This is a genomic window from Streptococcus sp. Marseille-Q6379, assembly GCF_965119505.1.
Genome location: NZ_CBCPLV010000001.1, coordinates 1,182,907 through 1,196,458 on the forward strand (window position 1 = coordinate 1,182,907; position 13,552 = coordinate 1,196,458).

Below are 13,552 nucleotides of genomic sequence, written 5' to 3' on the forward strand. Positions count from 1 at the left end.
TTCATGGCTCTTTGTCAACTGTAGTGGGTGGCGAAAAGCTAACATCTAGAGAGGACCTGATAGGTCTTCTCTTTTTTTTATGTTCAGAATGATGAAGACACGTTTCTTAAAGTTGATGAAGTTTCTAAAACCGAAGCCCAACCGTTTGATGTCTTTAATCAACTTATTAGTTGCTTCAAGTTTTGCGTTTGAATAGTCTGTTTCTAGCGCATTCTTGATGTATTGCTTATGTCTAAGAAAAGTCCTAAAGACTGTTTTGAAGTAATGATTGACCTTGCTTATATTCTCCTCTATGAGTTCAAAAAACTCATCTACCCTCTTCTCCTGAAAGTGAAAAAGCAACAGCTGATAGAGGTTATAATAATTGGCGAGTTCTTCTGAGAAATTCAGTGTCTTCTCAACGACTTCATGTGGGCATAATGTTTGATGGAAGGTCTTTGAGTAAACAGGGTTGAGAGATAACTTACGGCTGTCCTTTTGGAAGAGTCGCCAGTGATTTTTCAAGGCTCGGTAGGGGAGTGATTTCTTATCAAACTGGTTCATAATGGCAATTCTTGTCTTTAAAAAGGCTCGACCAAGGTGCTGGATGATGTGGAAACGATCAATAATGATTTCGGCGTTTGGAAAAAGTCTTCGAGCTAGTGGCATATAGGCTCCTGACATGTCCATCGTGATAAACTGTACCTGTTGTCGGACTTTCAATGGATACTTCAAAAAATAGTTTCGTATAGTAGTTTGGCAGCGATTATCAAGGATGGTTATGAGTTTGTTGGTCTCATAGTTTTGAGCCACAAAAGCGAGTTCCCCTTTCTTGAACCCAAACTCATCCCAGGACATAACAGCTGGGAGTTTGTCATAATGTTCCTTGAAAGTAAACTGGTCAAGTTTACGATAGACAGTGGACGTCGATACACGAAGTCTTCTGGCAATATCCGTTAGTGATACCTTCTCAGTTAGAAGTTGTGCAACCTTTTGTCGGACAAGGTTGGAGATTTGGTGGTTTTTCTCAACGATTGAGGTTTCAGCCACCGTTACTCTCTTACACACTTTACACTGGAAGCGACGTTTCTTCAGACGTAGTAGTGTTGGAGTTCCAGCTTGTTCAAGAAGAGGGATTTTAGAAGATTTTTGAAAGTCGTACTTGATCATCATTTCATGGCAATGAGGGCATGGTGGTGCAGAATAATCAAGTTTTGCATGAATCTCGATATGAGTATTAGTTTCCAAAACAAGAGAAATAATGATGTTAGGGTCTTTAATTCCGATTAATTCTGTGGTATTCTTAATAAGTCTCATAAGTTCTTCCTAATGATGGTTTGGTCGCTTTTCATTATAGTTCTTATGGGGCTTTTTGTGTACACTCAAAAAGCTCTATAATCTCTACAGTGGTTTTACCCACTACAGAAATTATAGAGCCTTTTTCATATGACTTAAAAATAAGTGAATCCTAGAAGAATCAGCAATAGTAAAATATAGGTTAAAAGAGCTGTAGAACGCCAACCTCTACTAAATAAGCGACTTTCAACCTTGTTGGCCAAAAAGATAGCTGCAAGAGCACCTCCAACTAAACCACCGAGATGGCCTGTAATCCCAACACTAGGTGTAAAAAGGTTGAAGATTAAGTTAATAACAATCAAAGCCAAATAATTACGGCCTAACTGATTAAGCAAGGGGCTGTGACTGTAATAACCAAGAATCACAACAGCCGCAAAAAGTCCAAACAAGGATGTCGAAGCACCAGCTGCAATAACATTAGGCGTAAAAAGTAAGGTAAAGGCATTTCCCATAACACCAGCTAACAAATAAAGCCCTAGAAAACGTAGAGTCCCAAAAATCTGCTCAGCCATTTTCCCCATAAAGTAAAGAGCAAGCATATTAAATAGAAAATGCTCAACACCTATATGCACAAAAATTGGTGTTACAAGACGCCAAAGGTTCAAGGGACTGTACTGAACAAACGCACCGTACATAGCCCCCATCTTAAAGAGGCTCAAAGGCGAGGTCGCTTGAAAGTCGTTTAAAAGATATTGACAGATAAAAGTCAACGTCGTAAGCCCCAACAATAGATAGGTTGCCGGGTATTTCTTCCACTCATTTATTTGCATGTGACGACCTCCTTAACAGGAATATCATAGCTGTCTGGTTGAAAATCATGTTTCTGGCAAGGATAAACCGTACTAACTGTCTCCCCTTCAAAATCAGATAAATAGCGATCATAGTAACCTGCTCCGTAACCAATGCGATAGCCTTCATCATTGAAAACTACTCCTGGCACATGAATCAAATCAATCTCTGATTTTTCCACAGCCAAATCAGACGCAGGTTCCATCAAGCCAAAAGAGGTTGCAACAAGATTATCTGGATCATAATCCACAAAAATCATTCGACCTTGTTTATATGTTTTAGGAATCAAAAGTCGTTTACCATCCTTTAAAGCCTGATTGATTAAAAGATTGGTATCATATTCATGAGGAAAAGACAAATAAGTCGCAATCACCTGAGCCTCTTTATAAGCAGGTAAGGCAATCAATTGCTCCAAAAGATGTTTATCTATCTTAGCCTTAGTCTCAGGTTCTTGTGAAGTTAATTGAGCCAAGACTGTTTTTCTAAGTTCATTTTTCATAGGTTTATCATATCAAAAAATCTACCAAAAGTCAGACTTGGTAGATTTTTTAGCTTTATCGACTCTGATTAGGCTTCTGCCTTGTGTTTAAGGAATTTTCCAATTTCAGCCACTGCAAAAGCGAGAGCATCTTCGTTTGGACTCATCTTAGGATGGTGAAGTGCATATGGCGTGTCGATTCCCAACCAGAACATGACACCAGGAACTTTACTAAGCAAATAACCAAAATCCTCTCCAGTCATAGCCGGTGGACAATCAATCAGGTTAACTTCTGGGCTAGCATCAAAGAAGGCCATCAACTCTTTGGCCAAGGCTGGATTATTTTCCACAGGAAGATAACCACCTTGTTTCAACATGATATCCACTTCCATACCAAAGCTAGCTGCTACACCTTCTGCAATCTGGCGCACGCGCTTCTGGATAAGGAGACTCATTTCCTGAGTAAGAGTACGAATAGTTCCATAAACCTCCGCAGTTTCAGCGATAACATTATTAGTAGTTCCTGCATGGAAAGAACCAAAGGTAACTACCCCACCCTGAATAGGGTCAACATTACGACTGACAATCGTTTGCACTTGAGTAATAAAGTAAGAAGCTGCTACAAGAGCATCATTGGCCTCATGTGGAAAGGCCGCATGTCCACCTTTCCCCTTGAAAGTAACGAGGACTTCACAAGTACCAGCAAAAAGGGTACTTGTGTTAGTCGCAATATCACCTACCTTGAAATCTGGACGGACGTGGAGGCCATAGAACTCATCTGGCAACCAATCTCCAAAGGCACCATCTTCATACATAAGCATACCACCAGCTTCATTTTCTTCGGCTGGTTGGAAGAGGAAGAGCATGTTATTTTTAGGCTGTACTTGAAGCATCTGGTCCAAAAGACCAAGTGCTGTGGTCATGTGCATATCGTGTCCACAAGCATGCATCCGACCTTCATGAGTAGACTTGAAGTCAAGATCTGTTTCCTCTACGATTGGGAGGCCATCAATATCTGTACGCCAACCAATGGTTTTTTCAGGAGCATGCCCGTGAAGATAGACAAGAATTCCTGTACGCCAAGTACGTTGCTCCACAAAGTCCTTACCTTCAGTCATTTCAGCAATACGTTCTAAGAGATAGGCCTGAGTTTTAAATTCTTCCAAACCAATTTCAGGAATTTGGTGAAGGTCTCGTCTGATTTTGATTAAATCAAGTGTCATGTTTTTGTCCTTTTTATTTATATTTATTTTATAGAGAATCTAGAAATAGAGGCCTTACAGGCCTCTACTATCAATATGTTACAAGTTACGCAAAGCGTCTTCGAGTGCTGTTTTTTGTTGTGTTTTTTCATCGATTTCCTTGATGATACGAGCTGGAACACCAGCTACAACCACATTTTCAGGAACATCTTGAGTAACGATAGCTCCAGCAGCAACGACTGAACCATTACCAACTTGAACACCTTCAATAACAACAGCATTAGCACCAACAAGAACGTTGTCACCGATACGAACTGGGTCTGCTGAAGCTGGTTCAATCACACCAGCCAGGACCGCACCCGCACCGATGTGGCTGTTTTTACCAACAGTAGCACGACCACCAAGGATTGCGCCCATATCAATCATAGTACCAGCACCAATTTCAGCACCGATGTTGATAACAGCACCCATCATAACGACAGCATTATCTTCGATAGTTACTTGGTCACGGATAATAGCGCCTGGTTCGATACGCGCATTAAGGTGACGTTTATCCAGTAATGGAACAGCTGAGTTACGGCCATCTTGTTCCACAACATAGTCCTTGTTTTCAGTCAAATTCGCAAGAAGTGGTTCGATATCTTTCCAGTCTCCGAAAAGAACATTACCAAGCTTAGTGACAGAAGCTGGAACAACAGTTGCCAATTCCCCTTCAAAAGTTACTTTAACATTCGTTTTCTTTTCAGCATTACCGATAAAAGCGATAATTTCTTGTGCAGACATTTTTTGTGCAGTCATGAGATTCTCCATTCACATAAAGTTAGGAATTATTATACCAAAAATTCTGATAATTGTCTTTGTTTTTGCCAAATAGAGTGTATTTTTATGTAAAATTTGTCTTTAGAGCCTCTATGTCAGTAATCACTCGATCTGGTTTGATTGGGGAATTCTCCAACTCTCGACGAGAATAAGAGAAGGTATTCAGCAAGATACCATCGATCCCAACTGCCTCAGCCACAGCAATATCAGTCGTCAGGTCATTTCCCACCATGACAGTCTCAGATGGCTTTAACCCATGATCATCCAAAACTTGCTTTAAAAATTCAGGTTGAGGCTTACAGATACCCGCATCCGAAGACAGGTAAATGGCATCAAAGTAAGGTCTTAACTCCATCAAGTCAATCTCAGCATTAGTAAAGGCTGCTTGAGCATTAGACAAGAGATAGAGACGACAGCCCTGCTCTTTTAGAAAGGTCAAAACCTCCTTGGTATGCGGATAAGCTAACAACTGCTTACGAGATAAGACGCGAAAGACCATGGCTATCAGTTGGCCCCAATCTTCTAGCTGATTATGGCAACTAGACTGAGACCGACCATCTACATAAAGCTGGTTGAAAATGTGAGCTAAATCAACTTCTGGATAAGCAACTCCTTTAATCTCTATTAACTCCTTACGAGTCTGAGCCACACGCTTAGCATAAGATTTTTTAAGACCTTCACCCTTATAATCCGCCCCATAAGCTTGGTAAAGTTGGGCTAATTTATCCCATAACATAGGATCCTTCTCATCAGTTAGGATATTAACCAAGGTACCATAAAAATCAAAAATGTAGTTCTTATAGGCTCTATTTTTCATCACTTTTTACCCATTACTGAAACTTTCTTACTTATTGCTCCCATCATACACCTTTTAGGAAGACCAAACAAGCTAACTGAGATATTTTCCCATCAAAAAAATCCCAACGACTGTTAGGATTGCTTATCATCTCTAATACGACCAATCAGCAGCTCCCCCGCAACGGTTAATTGCGTCACTGAAGTCAAGTCCAAAGTATCCTTATTGGCATGGAAGAAAAGAGGTGTCATCTCAGCAAATGTTTGAACACGCTCTGATGGCATAGACCAAGTCTTAGCAATCGTCACACGCTCCAAAAGCTCACAAGACTCTTGAAAATGTTCCAGAACATCCTGGTTAGAATAAGCCTGCGCCTCCGGTAACAGTTGGCGAAACTCTTTAAGATGATCTTCGTGAGGAATAACCTTGAAAATCAAGCCCTGATCAGACAAAAGTCTTCCAAATTCTTGATAATTAGCTGGTGAAAAGATATCTAAAATGACATCGATACCGTGTTCACGTAAGGGCAATTGAGCCAAATCACCAACAAACCAAGCTACATTTTTCTGAGGATTTTGACGAGCCGCAAGAAGGATAGAATCCTTAGACAAGTCAAAGGCCATGAAATCCTTGTCAAACTGTTGAGCCAACTGACGGCTATAATAGCCTTCACCACAGGCAACATCTAACACGTGCGAGTGTCCAGGAAGGTCACGCAAGCGCTCTGAAATCACCTTCAGGATAGGATCGTAATAGCCTGCTGCTAAAATCTGACTCCTCTTTTCAAAAGAAGCCATATCATAGTGCTTATCTCCCTTAGTCTGTCTCAAAAAATTGACAAAGCCCTGCTTGGCAATATTAAAGGTATGCCTATTCTGGCAAACCAAGCTAGACAAATCCAAATGCATTGGCGCCTGACAGATAGGACAAGCAAAAAGACTCTCTTGATCTTTAAAAACACTAAATTTGGCCATAAATCCTCCTTAACACAAAAAAGAGCACACACCTGAAATCGCTTAGGGCTGCTGGATTCCTCCCCTGACCCGCTTCACGCACAGATGTTGCTCCGAAAAATATTATACCATAAATCGAAGTGATTGCAAGTAGAGAACTTATGATAAGACTAGCTAGTCCTATTTCCTATCAGTCCCTATTATTTCCTTCGGTCAGTCTAAACTTCGATAAAACATAAGACTTACCATGGTGACATTTATGTCACTACTTTTTTATTTCTCGACACCTTATAATAAATCCATAGCTTGAGGAAAGCACCAAAAGCTAGTGACATGGCTGACTTTATTGAAAGGAGAAGTCATGTTTAACATATCTCTTAACTCATGGTGAGAGGGTACGAGATTTTAAAACTCACCAAAAATAAAAAAGGAGAACAATAATGACTAACAAAGAAAGGAACACTTCTGATTTAGCCTCAGTAACAGGAGGCGGATGGAAGACTAACCTTGCCGTTGGAGGGCTCTGCCTAGCTTCAGGACCTATTGGAACTATGATTTGCCTTGGCGCCTACAACGGCTACATGGACTCTGCACGATAAAAAGAAAGGATATACGAACAATGACTAAGACAATTAACAATCGTAAACACATGACTACTCAAGAACTTGAAGCTGTATCAGGTGGAGTGGTTCCTTGGGCGGCTATTTCTGTTGGCATGGCTGCTGCAAAACTGACTTATGACCTTAGCTATGCTGCGGGTAAATCTTTCTATAACCTCACCCACTAACTAACAGAACTCACCTGATATCTCAAAGATTTTGAGGATGATAACTCATGAAACATACCATAAATCGAACAAATGATACTACTACTAATCAATCACCTAAAATGAATAACTATTTACTCGTAAAAATAGCTTTAGCTGGAATTATCAGTAGCCTACTTCTGATACTCCTAATCAACCTTATCTTTCATATACGATTAGGAACACCAATTATTGATACTAATTTGAAGTCCGCTTTTGGTACTCTGATTCTCTTTATGCCTATTTTTCTTCTAACAAGAGAGAAAGAAAAAAATAAAGCATAGAAAGAGTGACTTAAACTGTCTTCAGGAAAACAAAAATACTCATCTTCTATTAAAAATGCAAGTCCCTTTGGACTTGCACTTTTGTTTACATATCTTGCATTGTTTCCAATTTAGCCAATCGTTTGGCTTCTTTTTTGCGTTCACGACTCTGGCGGAAGAAGTCTTGCATAATCTTAGCACACTCCTCCTCCATGATACCGGTCTCTACTTCTACGCGATGATTGAGACGCTCGTCTCGTAGGATATCGTAGAGGCTGCCCGCACCACCAAACTTTTGATTACTTGCTCCATAGATAACTTTAGGAATACGAGCCAGGCCGATGGCCCCACTACACATGACACAGGGTTCAATGGTCACAAAGAGGGTACAATCTAATAAACGCCAATTGCCCTCGGTCCTATTAGCTTCCTGAATAGCCATGACCTCCGCATGCATAATAGCTTGATTGAGCTCCTCACGTGCATTATGCCCACGACCGATGACTTCGCCATCTTTAACGATGACACAGCCAATTGGGATCTCTGCTTTATCTAGAGATTTTTCGGCCTCCTTAAGAGCTTCAGACATAAAAAAGTCTTTCTCTTCTTGGGTAAAATCAAGCATTAGTATCACTCCCGTTCCAAGATTTGCGAGATATTATCTCGCTTAGTCCTTCTATTATAGCATAAGAAAATCAATACCAAAGATCTCCATTTTAAAGGACACAAAAAAAGCTAAGACGAATCATCCTAGCTTCAAACACATTAGTCTGGTGAGTCTTAGGAATCACACCAATGTGTTCCCCCAAGGCTAGACGAAAAGTCAACGACCGCTTAACATCCTAAGTCATATGTCAGTCGGAGTGTCATAGTCAATTGTCTGTGAAATCAATTATGGACCTGTGGCCTCACAACAATAAACAAAAATGCAACTGCCTCAAACAATTGCAAGGATAGTGTTCTAGTTGTGATATTTCACACTTTCCTTCCAAACAAATAATGCCTACTATAAAAGTAACTTTTATAGCTTTTTCCTTACCCACCTATAGTTTATCACGAAACCTCTATCATTTAATTTAAAAATTGGTAATAAAACAATGATATAAATGAGAAAGAACTGTTAATTGTGTACACTGTTTTGGCTAATTAACCAAATAGCAAAAAACCATGTTATAACTGCATTTTAAGGTTTTTCGAATAACTTTCTCTACTCTATCTATACTTTTAAACCCCTATCATCCTAAGTCTTATCTAATTTTACTGTTTATTAGTCTAACAGGTGTTTAATGTTTTATCTCCAACAATTCTTCAAAACAAGGTATGGAACAAGATAATGATTTTTTAGAGAGGTTGCTTCAAAGATAGGAGGCCTAGATAGCTAGTCAAAGGATAAACTAGAAGGGAAGTTCTTCTTCCAAGACGAGGTCAGCCAAGTCATTATCAGGATTATTTTCCCTAACAGCACGCTGAGCACGACTCTCCAGAAGTTGGAAAGAGGAACAAAGCACTTCAGTAACGTAATGGGTTTGACCATCCTTATCATACTTACGGGCACGAAGCTCACCATCAAGAGAAATTAAACTCCCCTTGCTAGCATAAGAGGCTAAGGTCTCAGCCAAACGCCCCCAGACAACCACTGTAATAAAGTCAGCCTCACGCTCACCATTTTGCGTCTTATAGCGACGATTAACCGCAACTGTGACACGTGTAAAAGACCTATCGCTAGCAGTCTTAACCATTTCAGGAGTAGCTGTCAAACGTCCAATTAAAATTACTTTGTTATACATTTTTTTACCTCCACCTATCTATTCGTAAGAGGAAGTAAAAAAAGTGACAGATTTTGAAAAAGCAAGAATAAAAATAAGATATATATCACATTATTGACTTCAATTAAATAGAAAAAAGTAAAATCTATTCGGTTGAAAAGCAGGATGAGTTCTGCAATAAATGTACTTGTCACTAAATATTAGACATCTGAAGATGAGCTGAGCTACTAGCAAAGGAAGTAGGAAGCTTGGTATGAGCTGTCGATTCAAAGAACAGTTATTGCCATACAAACTTGTCATTAGTTTACTTACTCAAATCATCCTCTGCTGACCCAGAGTTACCACTTAAAATAATTTTAACACTCCGTTTTGAAATTGTTTTATTGATAGAAGAGAGACGAGAGTCCTTTGCCTTTTTCTTTGTAAGCTGAAATAGTTTGGAATCCACTTATTGCATACTACCAATGACCAATACTATAAAAGATAAAATATTTCCTAGCACATGAACCATCAAGGGATAGTAAATATTTCCTTTTTCATTCACATAAATAATTGAAAGGGCTACTCCGCCACCTAAGTAACCAACTGCACTGACCCACTCTGATAAAGACAAACTGTGCATATGGGTAAAGGCGAAAACAAATCCTACCACACAAATGCTTAGCCAGCTTGGCAAATGTCTCTGTAAACAATGCAATAAATTTTGACGGAAAAAGAGTTCTTCCACCAAAGGTCCAATGATACAGGCGAAAACTACTATCAGTAGTGGTTGTTCTTTAAAGGTGCTTTGTATATTAGCCTCGTTTAGTCCTTGTTCACTTAGTCCCAAAACCTGCCTCAATATTGCCGATAGTAGTCCAAAGAAAATGGTCACCAGGACAAGTAAGAGCCAGCCTTTTAAAACCCCCAAGAAAAATTTTCTTTTAGAACTTCTGACCTCTTCCCACTTTTTGAGCAATTCAGACTTAAATAGGAAGCAACCATACAAAAACATGATGGTATAAACTAAATAGGTCGTTAAAGAAGAAGGTAAGGGAGCATCAAATACTCGTATACCATCAAAAACAAAGAGGACTGTATAGAGAATCATAAAAACAAGGACTCCCTTATGTTTGTTGTAAGTCATTGAACTTTCCTTTCTTTTATAATCATCACCAAATCTGAGTCTGACAGATAAATAAAACACAACTTGATTAATAAACTTGAAGCCACATTTTTTAGATAATTGCTCGGATAAAGTTGTTTTGGCAAATAATAGAGATTGAGAGCAATACTATTATATTTTGATGATGAACTTGGTAAGTATAAAGAGGTTCTCGAAAATTTTGAACCATTTGCCAGGATGAGCTCTCCTGAAAAAAAAGCGACTTACTTACCGCTTCTTGTCTTATTTACCCTTTCCAGTGTTTGGCTGGATCAAAAGCCTCACCAACTACTGCTGAATCATCAAGTTCAATAATACCACGTTTTTGTGGAGCATTTGGAAGTGCCAACTCACGTGGGGCACACATCATACCATAACTATCTTCACCACGAAGTTTTCCTGGGAAGATAAGGGCACCGCTAGGCATCATAGCACCAGGAAGGGCTACGATAGTTTTAAGCCCAAGCGCTGCGTTTGGTGCTCCTGCAACGATTTGGACCTTCTTATCACCAATGTTCACTTGACAGATGTTAAGGTGGTCACTGTCTGGATGTGCAACCATTTCATCAATTTGTCCAACCACAAAGACTGGTCCTTGTGTGTTTTCCAAACGCTCTTCAAAGCCCTCTTTAGCCAATTCCTCGTTCAAAACAGCTACATCTTGGTCTGATAAGAAAACTTGACCGTTACCTTCGATATCAATGAGGCTTGACGCTTCAAAAATATTCCAAGCAAGAGTCTTGCCTGTTTCATCAGCTGTGACACGCGCCACTTTACCTTTACGTTCTACGCTACGTTTGATGTCTTTAGTATCTTCTAAGATAACCAACAAAACGTCGCCAACTTGTTCTTTATTATATGCAAAAATCATGGATTCTCCTTCAATAATTCTTTTTCTAGATTTTAAAATCGACTGATATGCCAAGAATCGTCGTTACTACCATAGCGATAACTAATCTTGTCAATTTTCCAGTCACTCTCTGTTAATTTTAAGATAAATTGTTTGTGGTACCAAAAGTCATTCCCATAGGAAAATTCAAGAAACATCTTAGCCTTACTCTTCATAATAAACTTAACTCGACAGGGCTCTAACACAAAATCATAGGTGCCTGGAGAACCAAAAGAAGCTGAAAAACCTCTTTTATAACAGTTATCAGTCAAGTGTTTTTGAGCTAAAGGAGTCAACTTCACTTTAAATTCATCAAATAACTCCATTTCTCCAGGAATAGTCTGATGTGTAGGAAGATTATTTTCCTTTTTGTAGGTGTTTATTTCTTGGTGTTTTAGGAAGATATCACTTTCAATTTTGGAATGCTCTACTAAAACTTGGCATAATTCTTCGATGATCCTCTCATTTTTTTCTGTCAGATACTTTTCTTTGGTTTCTGAAATATCAAAAGAGATATTAGGAAAGTGATTGATTTTCATCTTTTAAATCTCCGACAAAAAGGCATTGATTTCTTCTTTGGTTTTACGAGCTTTATTGACCAAGCGCCCCAATTCCTGACCTTTCTTAGTCACAACAAAACTTGGGATACCAAAAATATTCCAAGTTTGTGCCAAAGCCATATAATCATCACGATTAACACGCACAAAGGTCATATCTGGATGGAGGGCTTCGATTTCAGGCATAACGGGATAGATGAACTGGCAGTCTGGACACCAGTCGGCAGTGAAAAAGAAAACCACCTTTTGATCACTTTCGACATAGCTTGCCAGTTCTTCAAGATTCTTAGGAATAATCATACCTGCTCCTCCTCATAGGTCAAGATATCCTCTGCATAAACAAAGCTATAGGCACGTCCATCCTCTAAGACGATACCTCCTGTAAGCCCTGAATTTTCCTTATCAGTGGGATTCGTATAGAGGACTGCGATAGTCCCCAGGTGTGATAATTCTTGCCTAATATCTTGGATTAATGCAGCCTTCTTCATTTCTGCACGTGACTGTCTATACTTCTCTGCCATTGCCAAGAGACCTAAAGCTCCTACGCCTCCAGCAAACAAGGCCAATGTTTTACGTTTCATAAGAAACATTTTACCATAATTTTAGATGAATGGGGAGAGGCTACCTATCTCTTAAGAATCGTGCTAAAATAGTAGCAAGTACTACTCAAGGAGGATTTTATGACTACCCTATTTGACAAGATTAAAGAAGTAACTGAACTCAGTGCCACTTCAGGATTTGAAGCGCCAGTACGCGACTACCTTCGCCAAAATATTACACCACTCGTAGATGAGGTCCAAACAGATGGTCTCGGTGGTATTTTCGGTATCAAACATAGCCAGGCGGAAAATGCCCCTAAGGTGCTCGTGGCTGCCCACATGGACGAAGTTGGGTTTATGATTAAGGAAATCAAGGCAGACGGGACTTTCCGTGTCGTCGAACTTGGTGGTTGGAACCCACTGGTTGTCAGCTCACAACGCTTCACCCTACACACTCGTGATGGCCGTATCTATCCTGTCATCTCAGGTTCGGTGCCACCTCATTTCTTACGTGCCAGCAGCGGAGCTTCAAGTCTTCCTAGTGTTTCTGATATTGTCTTTGATGCTGGTTTTGCCAACCAAGAAGAGGCTAATGCCTACGGCGTTTTCCCAGGTGATGTCATCATTCCTGAATCAGAAACGATTCTCACAGCCAATCAAAAAAATGTGATTTCTAAAGCATGGGACAACCGTTATGGTATTCTCATGATTCGTGAACTCTTGGAAATCGTTAAAGATCAAGAACTCAATAATACTCTAATTGCTGGTGCCAACGTTCAAGAAGAAGTTGGTTTACGTGGTGCCCATGTTTCTACCACTAAATTTGATCCTGAAGTTTTCTTTGCAGTGGACTGTTCTCCTGCAGGTGATATCTATGGTAATCAAGGTAAGGTAGGTGATGGTACCCTTATTCGTTTCTTCGACCCAGGTCACATCATGTTGCCAAATATGAAAGATTTCCTTTTGACTACAGCTGAAGAAGCTGGTATCAAATACCAATACTACTGTGCTGCAGGCGGAACAGATGCTGGTGCCGCTCACTTGCAGAATGCTGGTGTCCCATCAACAACTATCGGTGTTTGTGCCCGTTACATTCACTCGCACCAAACCCTTTATGCGATGGATGACTTCCTAGAGGCACAAGCCTTCTTACAAGTGATTGTTAAGAAGTTGGATCGTTCAACAGTGGATTTGATTAAAAACTACTAAGACAAGGA

General features: G+C 39.8%; 18 protein-coding genes and 1 other RNA gene. 4 read left to right on the forward strand and 15 right to left on the reverse strand.

Features of this window, described 5'->3' with window-relative positions; all coding sequences use genetic code 11:
• Positions 1-45 precede the first annotated feature (45 nt).
• The 8 genes from ACWPVZ_RS05940 to ffs all read right to left on the reverse strand — a co-directional run bounded on the left by ACWPVZ_RS05940 (position 46) and on the right by ffs (position 6,497).
• Positions 46-1,296, reverse strand: a complete 1,251-nt coding sequence (locus ACWPVZ_RS05940; RefSeq protein WP_454381349.1) for an ISL3 family transposase — start codon at positions 1,294-1,296, stop codon at positions 46-48.
• A gap of 134 nt (positions 1,297-1,430) precedes the next feature.
• Positions 1,431-2,105, reverse strand: a complete 675-nt coding sequence (locus ACWPVZ_RS05945) for a rhomboid family intramembrane serine protease (RefSeq protein WP_454381351.1) — start codon at positions 2,103-2,105, stop codon at positions 1,431-1,433.
• Positions 2,096-2,623, reverse strand: coding sequence for a 5-formyltetrahydrofolate cyclo-ligase (locus tag ACWPVZ_RS05950; RefSeq protein ID WP_454381353.1), 528 nt, complete (start codon positions 2,621-2,623; stop codon positions 2,096-2,098). Before ACWPVZ_RS05950 ends, ACWPVZ_RS05945 begins: the two co-directional genes overlap by 10 nt.
• 68 nt (positions 2,624-2,691) lie before the next feature.
• Complete coding sequence (locus ACWPVZ_RS05955; RefSeq protein WP_002891992.1) at positions 2,692-3,825, reverse strand: N-acetyldiaminopimelate deacetylase; 1,134 nt, start codon at positions 3,823-3,825, stop codon at positions 2,692-2,694.
• A gap of 78 nt (positions 3,826-3,903) precedes the next feature.
• Positions 3,904-4,602, reverse strand: coding sequence for a 2,3,4,5-tetrahydropyridine-2,6-dicarboxylate N-acetyltransferase (gene dapD / locus ACWPVZ_RS05960; protein ID WP_060971575.1), 699 nt, complete (start codon positions 4,600-4,602; stop codon positions 3,904-3,906).
• An 85-nt stretch (positions 4,603-4,687) separates the two neighbouring features.
• Positions 4,688-5,440 (reverse strand): HAD family hydrolase, encoded by a 753-nt coding sequence (locus tag ACWPVZ_RS05965; RefSeq protein ID WP_454381355.1) that lies wholly within the window; start codon positions 5,438-5,440, stop codon positions 4,688-4,690.
• Positions 5,441-5,553: 113 nt separating this feature from the next.
• Positions 5,554-6,393 carry a methyltransferase domain-containing protein gene (locus ACWPVZ_RS05970; RefSeq protein ID WP_454381357.1) on the reverse strand — a complete coding sequence of 280 codons (840 nt, stop codon included), beginning with the start codon at positions 6,391-6,393 and terminating at the stop codon, positions 5,554-5,556.
• Positions 6,394-6,399: 6 nt separating this feature from the next.
• Positions 6,400-6,497: signal recognition particle sRNA small type (gene ffs / locus ACWPVZ_RS05975), an RNA gene on the reverse strand.
• A gap of 315 nt (positions 6,498-6,812) precedes the next feature.
• Here ffs and ACWPVZ_RS05980 point away from each other — a divergent pair.
• From ACWPVZ_RS05980 to ACWPVZ_RS05990, 3 genes are read left to right on the forward strand one after another with little or no spacing between them, the layout of a single operon-like run.
• A complete protein-coding gene (locus ACWPVZ_RS05980; protein WP_080611755.1) occupies positions 6,813-6,971 on the forward strand; it encodes a class IIb bacteriocin, lactobin A/cerein 7B family in 159 nt (52 codons plus the stop codon).
• Positions 6,972-6,991: 20 nt separating this feature from the next.
• Positions 6,992-7,159: a class IIb bacteriocin, lactobin A/cerein 7B family gene (locus ACWPVZ_RS05985; RefSeq protein ID WP_270281210.1), complete on the forward strand. Its 168-nt coding sequence runs from the start codon at positions 6,992-6,994 to the stop codon at positions 7,157-7,159.
• Positions 7,160-7,206: 47 nt separating this feature from the next.
• On the forward strand, positions 7,207-7,461 hold the full coding sequence (locus ACWPVZ_RS05990; protein ID WP_002892006.1) for a hypothetical protein: 255 nt from the start codon (positions 7,207-7,209) through the stop codon (positions 7,459-7,461).
• Positions 7,462-7,546: 85 nt separating this feature from the next.
• On the opposite strand, the gene tadA is transcribed toward ACWPVZ_RS05990, so the two are convergent.
• From tadA to ACWPVZ_RS06025, 7 genes are all read right to left on the reverse strand, one after another.
• Positions 7,547-8,065 carry a tRNA adenosine(34) deaminase TadA gene (gene tadA / locus ACWPVZ_RS05995; protein ID WP_060971580.1) on the reverse strand — a complete coding sequence of 173 codons (519 nt, stop codon included), beginning with the start codon at positions 8,063-8,065 and terminating at the stop codon, positions 7,547-7,549.
• A gap of 769 nt (positions 8,066-8,834) precedes the next feature.
• Positions 8,835-9,227: a single-stranded DNA-binding protein gene (locus ACWPVZ_RS06000; RefSeq protein WP_129852291.1), complete on the reverse strand. Its 393-nt coding sequence runs from the start codon at positions 9,225-9,227 to the stop codon at positions 8,835-8,837.
• Between the two features lie 427 nt (positions 9,228-9,654).
• A complete protein-coding gene (locus ACWPVZ_RS06005; RefSeq protein WP_070576695.1) occupies positions 9,655-10,332 on the reverse strand; it encodes a CPBP family intramembrane glutamic endopeptidase in 678 nt (225 codons plus the stop codon).
• 265 nt (positions 10,333-10,597) lie between these two features.
• On the reverse strand, positions 10,598-11,221 hold the full coding sequence (ytpR, locus tag ACWPVZ_RS06010) for a YtpR family tRNA-binding protein (protein ID WP_002885779.1): 624 nt from the start codon (positions 11,219-11,221) through the stop codon (positions 10,598-10,600).
• 32 nt (positions 11,222-11,253) lie between these two features.
• Positions 11,254-11,778 carry a hypothetical protein gene (locus tag ACWPVZ_RS06015; RefSeq protein WP_070576702.1) on the reverse strand — a complete coding sequence of 175 codons (525 nt, stop codon included), beginning with the start codon at positions 11,776-11,778 and terminating at the stop codon, positions 11,254-11,256.
• A gap of 3 nt (positions 11,779-11,781) precedes the next feature.
• The gene (locus ACWPVZ_RS06020; RefSeq protein ID WP_014635108.1) at positions 11,782-12,096 is read right to left on the reverse strand and encodes a thioredoxin family protein; all 315 of its coding nucleotides are present in this window, start codon (positions 12,094-12,096) and stop codon (positions 11,782-11,784) included.
• Positions 12,093-12,377 (reverse strand): DUF4651 domain-containing protein, encoded by a 285-nt coding sequence (locus tag ACWPVZ_RS06025; protein WP_070576705.1) that lies wholly within the window; start codon positions 12,375-12,377, stop codon positions 12,093-12,095. The genes ACWPVZ_RS06020 and ACWPVZ_RS06025 overlap by 4 nt, the downstream gene beginning before the upstream one ends.
• Before the next feature lie 99 nt (positions 12,378-12,476).
• Between ACWPVZ_RS06025 and pepA the strand changes: the two genes are divergently transcribed.
• Positions 12,477-13,544, forward strand: coding sequence for a glutamyl aminopeptidase (gene pepA, locus ACWPVZ_RS06030; RefSeq protein WP_454381363.1), 1,068 nt, complete (start codon positions 12,477-12,479; stop codon positions 13,542-13,544).
• Positions 13,545-13,552 lie beyond the last annotated feature (8 nt).

Excerpts from the sequence above, each read along its gene's own strand:
- ACWPVZ_RS05940 (WP_454381349.1), bottom strand. The coding sequence starts at position 1,296 with ATGAGACTTATTAAGAATACCACAGAATTAATCGGAATTAAAGACCCT.
- ACWPVZ_RS05945 (WP_454381351.1), bottom strand. The coding sequence starts at position 2,105 with ATGCAAATAAATGAGTGGAAGAAATACCCGGCAACCTATCTATTGTTG.
- ACWPVZ_RS05950 (WP_454381353.1), bottom strand. The coding sequence starts at position 2,623 with ATGAAAAATGAACTTAGAAAAACAGTCTTGGCTCAATTAACTTCACAA.
- ACWPVZ_RS05955 (WP_002891992.1), bottom strand. The coding sequence starts at position 3,825 with ATGACACTTGATTTAATCAAAATCAGACGAGACCTTCACCAAATTCCT.
- dapD (WP_060971575.1), bottom strand. The coding sequence starts at position 4,602 with ATGACTGCACAAAAAATGTCTGCACAAGAAATTATCGCTTTTATCGGT.
- ACWPVZ_RS05965 (WP_454381355.1), bottom strand. The coding sequence starts at position 5,440 with ATGAAAAATAGAGCCTATAAGAACTACATTTTTGATTTTTATGGTACC.
- ACWPVZ_RS05970 (WP_454381357.1), bottom strand. The coding sequence starts at position 6,393 with ATGGCCAAATTTAGTGTTTTTAAAGATCAAGAGAGTCTTTTTGCTTGT.
- ACWPVZ_RS05980 (WP_080611755.1), top strand. The coding sequence starts at position 6,813 with ATGACTAACAAAGAAAGGAACACTTCTGATTTAGCCTCAGTAACAGGA.
- ACWPVZ_RS05985 (WP_270281210.1), top strand. The coding sequence starts at position 6,992 with ATGACTAAGACAATTAACAATCGTAAACACATGACTACTCAAGAACTT.
- ACWPVZ_RS05990 (WP_002892006.1), top strand. The coding sequence starts at position 7,207 with ATGAAACATACCATAAATCGAACAAATGATACTACTACTAATCAATCA.
- tadA (WP_060971580.1), bottom strand. The coding sequence starts at position 8,065 with ATGCTTGATTTTACCCAAGAAGAGAAAGACTTTTTTATGTCTGAAGCT.
- ACWPVZ_RS06000 (WP_129852291.1), bottom strand. The coding sequence starts at position 9,227 with ATGTATAACAAAGTAATTTTAATTGGACGTTTGACAGCTACTCCTGAA.
- ACWPVZ_RS06005 (WP_070576695.1), bottom strand. The coding sequence starts at position 10,332 with ATGACTTACAACAAACATAAGGGAGTCCTTGTTTTTATGATTCTCTAT.
- ytpR (WP_002885779.1), bottom strand. The coding sequence starts at position 11,221 with ATGATTTTTGCATATAATAAAGAACAAGTTGGCGACGTTTTGTTGGTT.
- ACWPVZ_RS06015 (WP_070576702.1), bottom strand. The coding sequence starts at position 11,778 with ATGAAAATCAATCACTTTCCTAATATCTCTTTTGATATTTCAGAAACC.
- ACWPVZ_RS06020 (WP_014635108.1), bottom strand. The coding sequence starts at position 12,096 with ATGATTATTCCTAAGAATCTTGAAGAACTGGCAAGCTATGTCGAAAGT.
- ACWPVZ_RS06025 (WP_070576705.1), bottom strand. The coding sequence starts at position 12,377 with ATGAAACGTAAAACATTGGCCTTGTTTGCTGGAGGCGTAGGAGCTTTA.
- pepA (WP_454381363.1), top strand. The coding sequence starts at position 12,477 with ATGACTACCCTATTTGACAAGATTAAAGAAGTAACTGAACTCAGTGCC.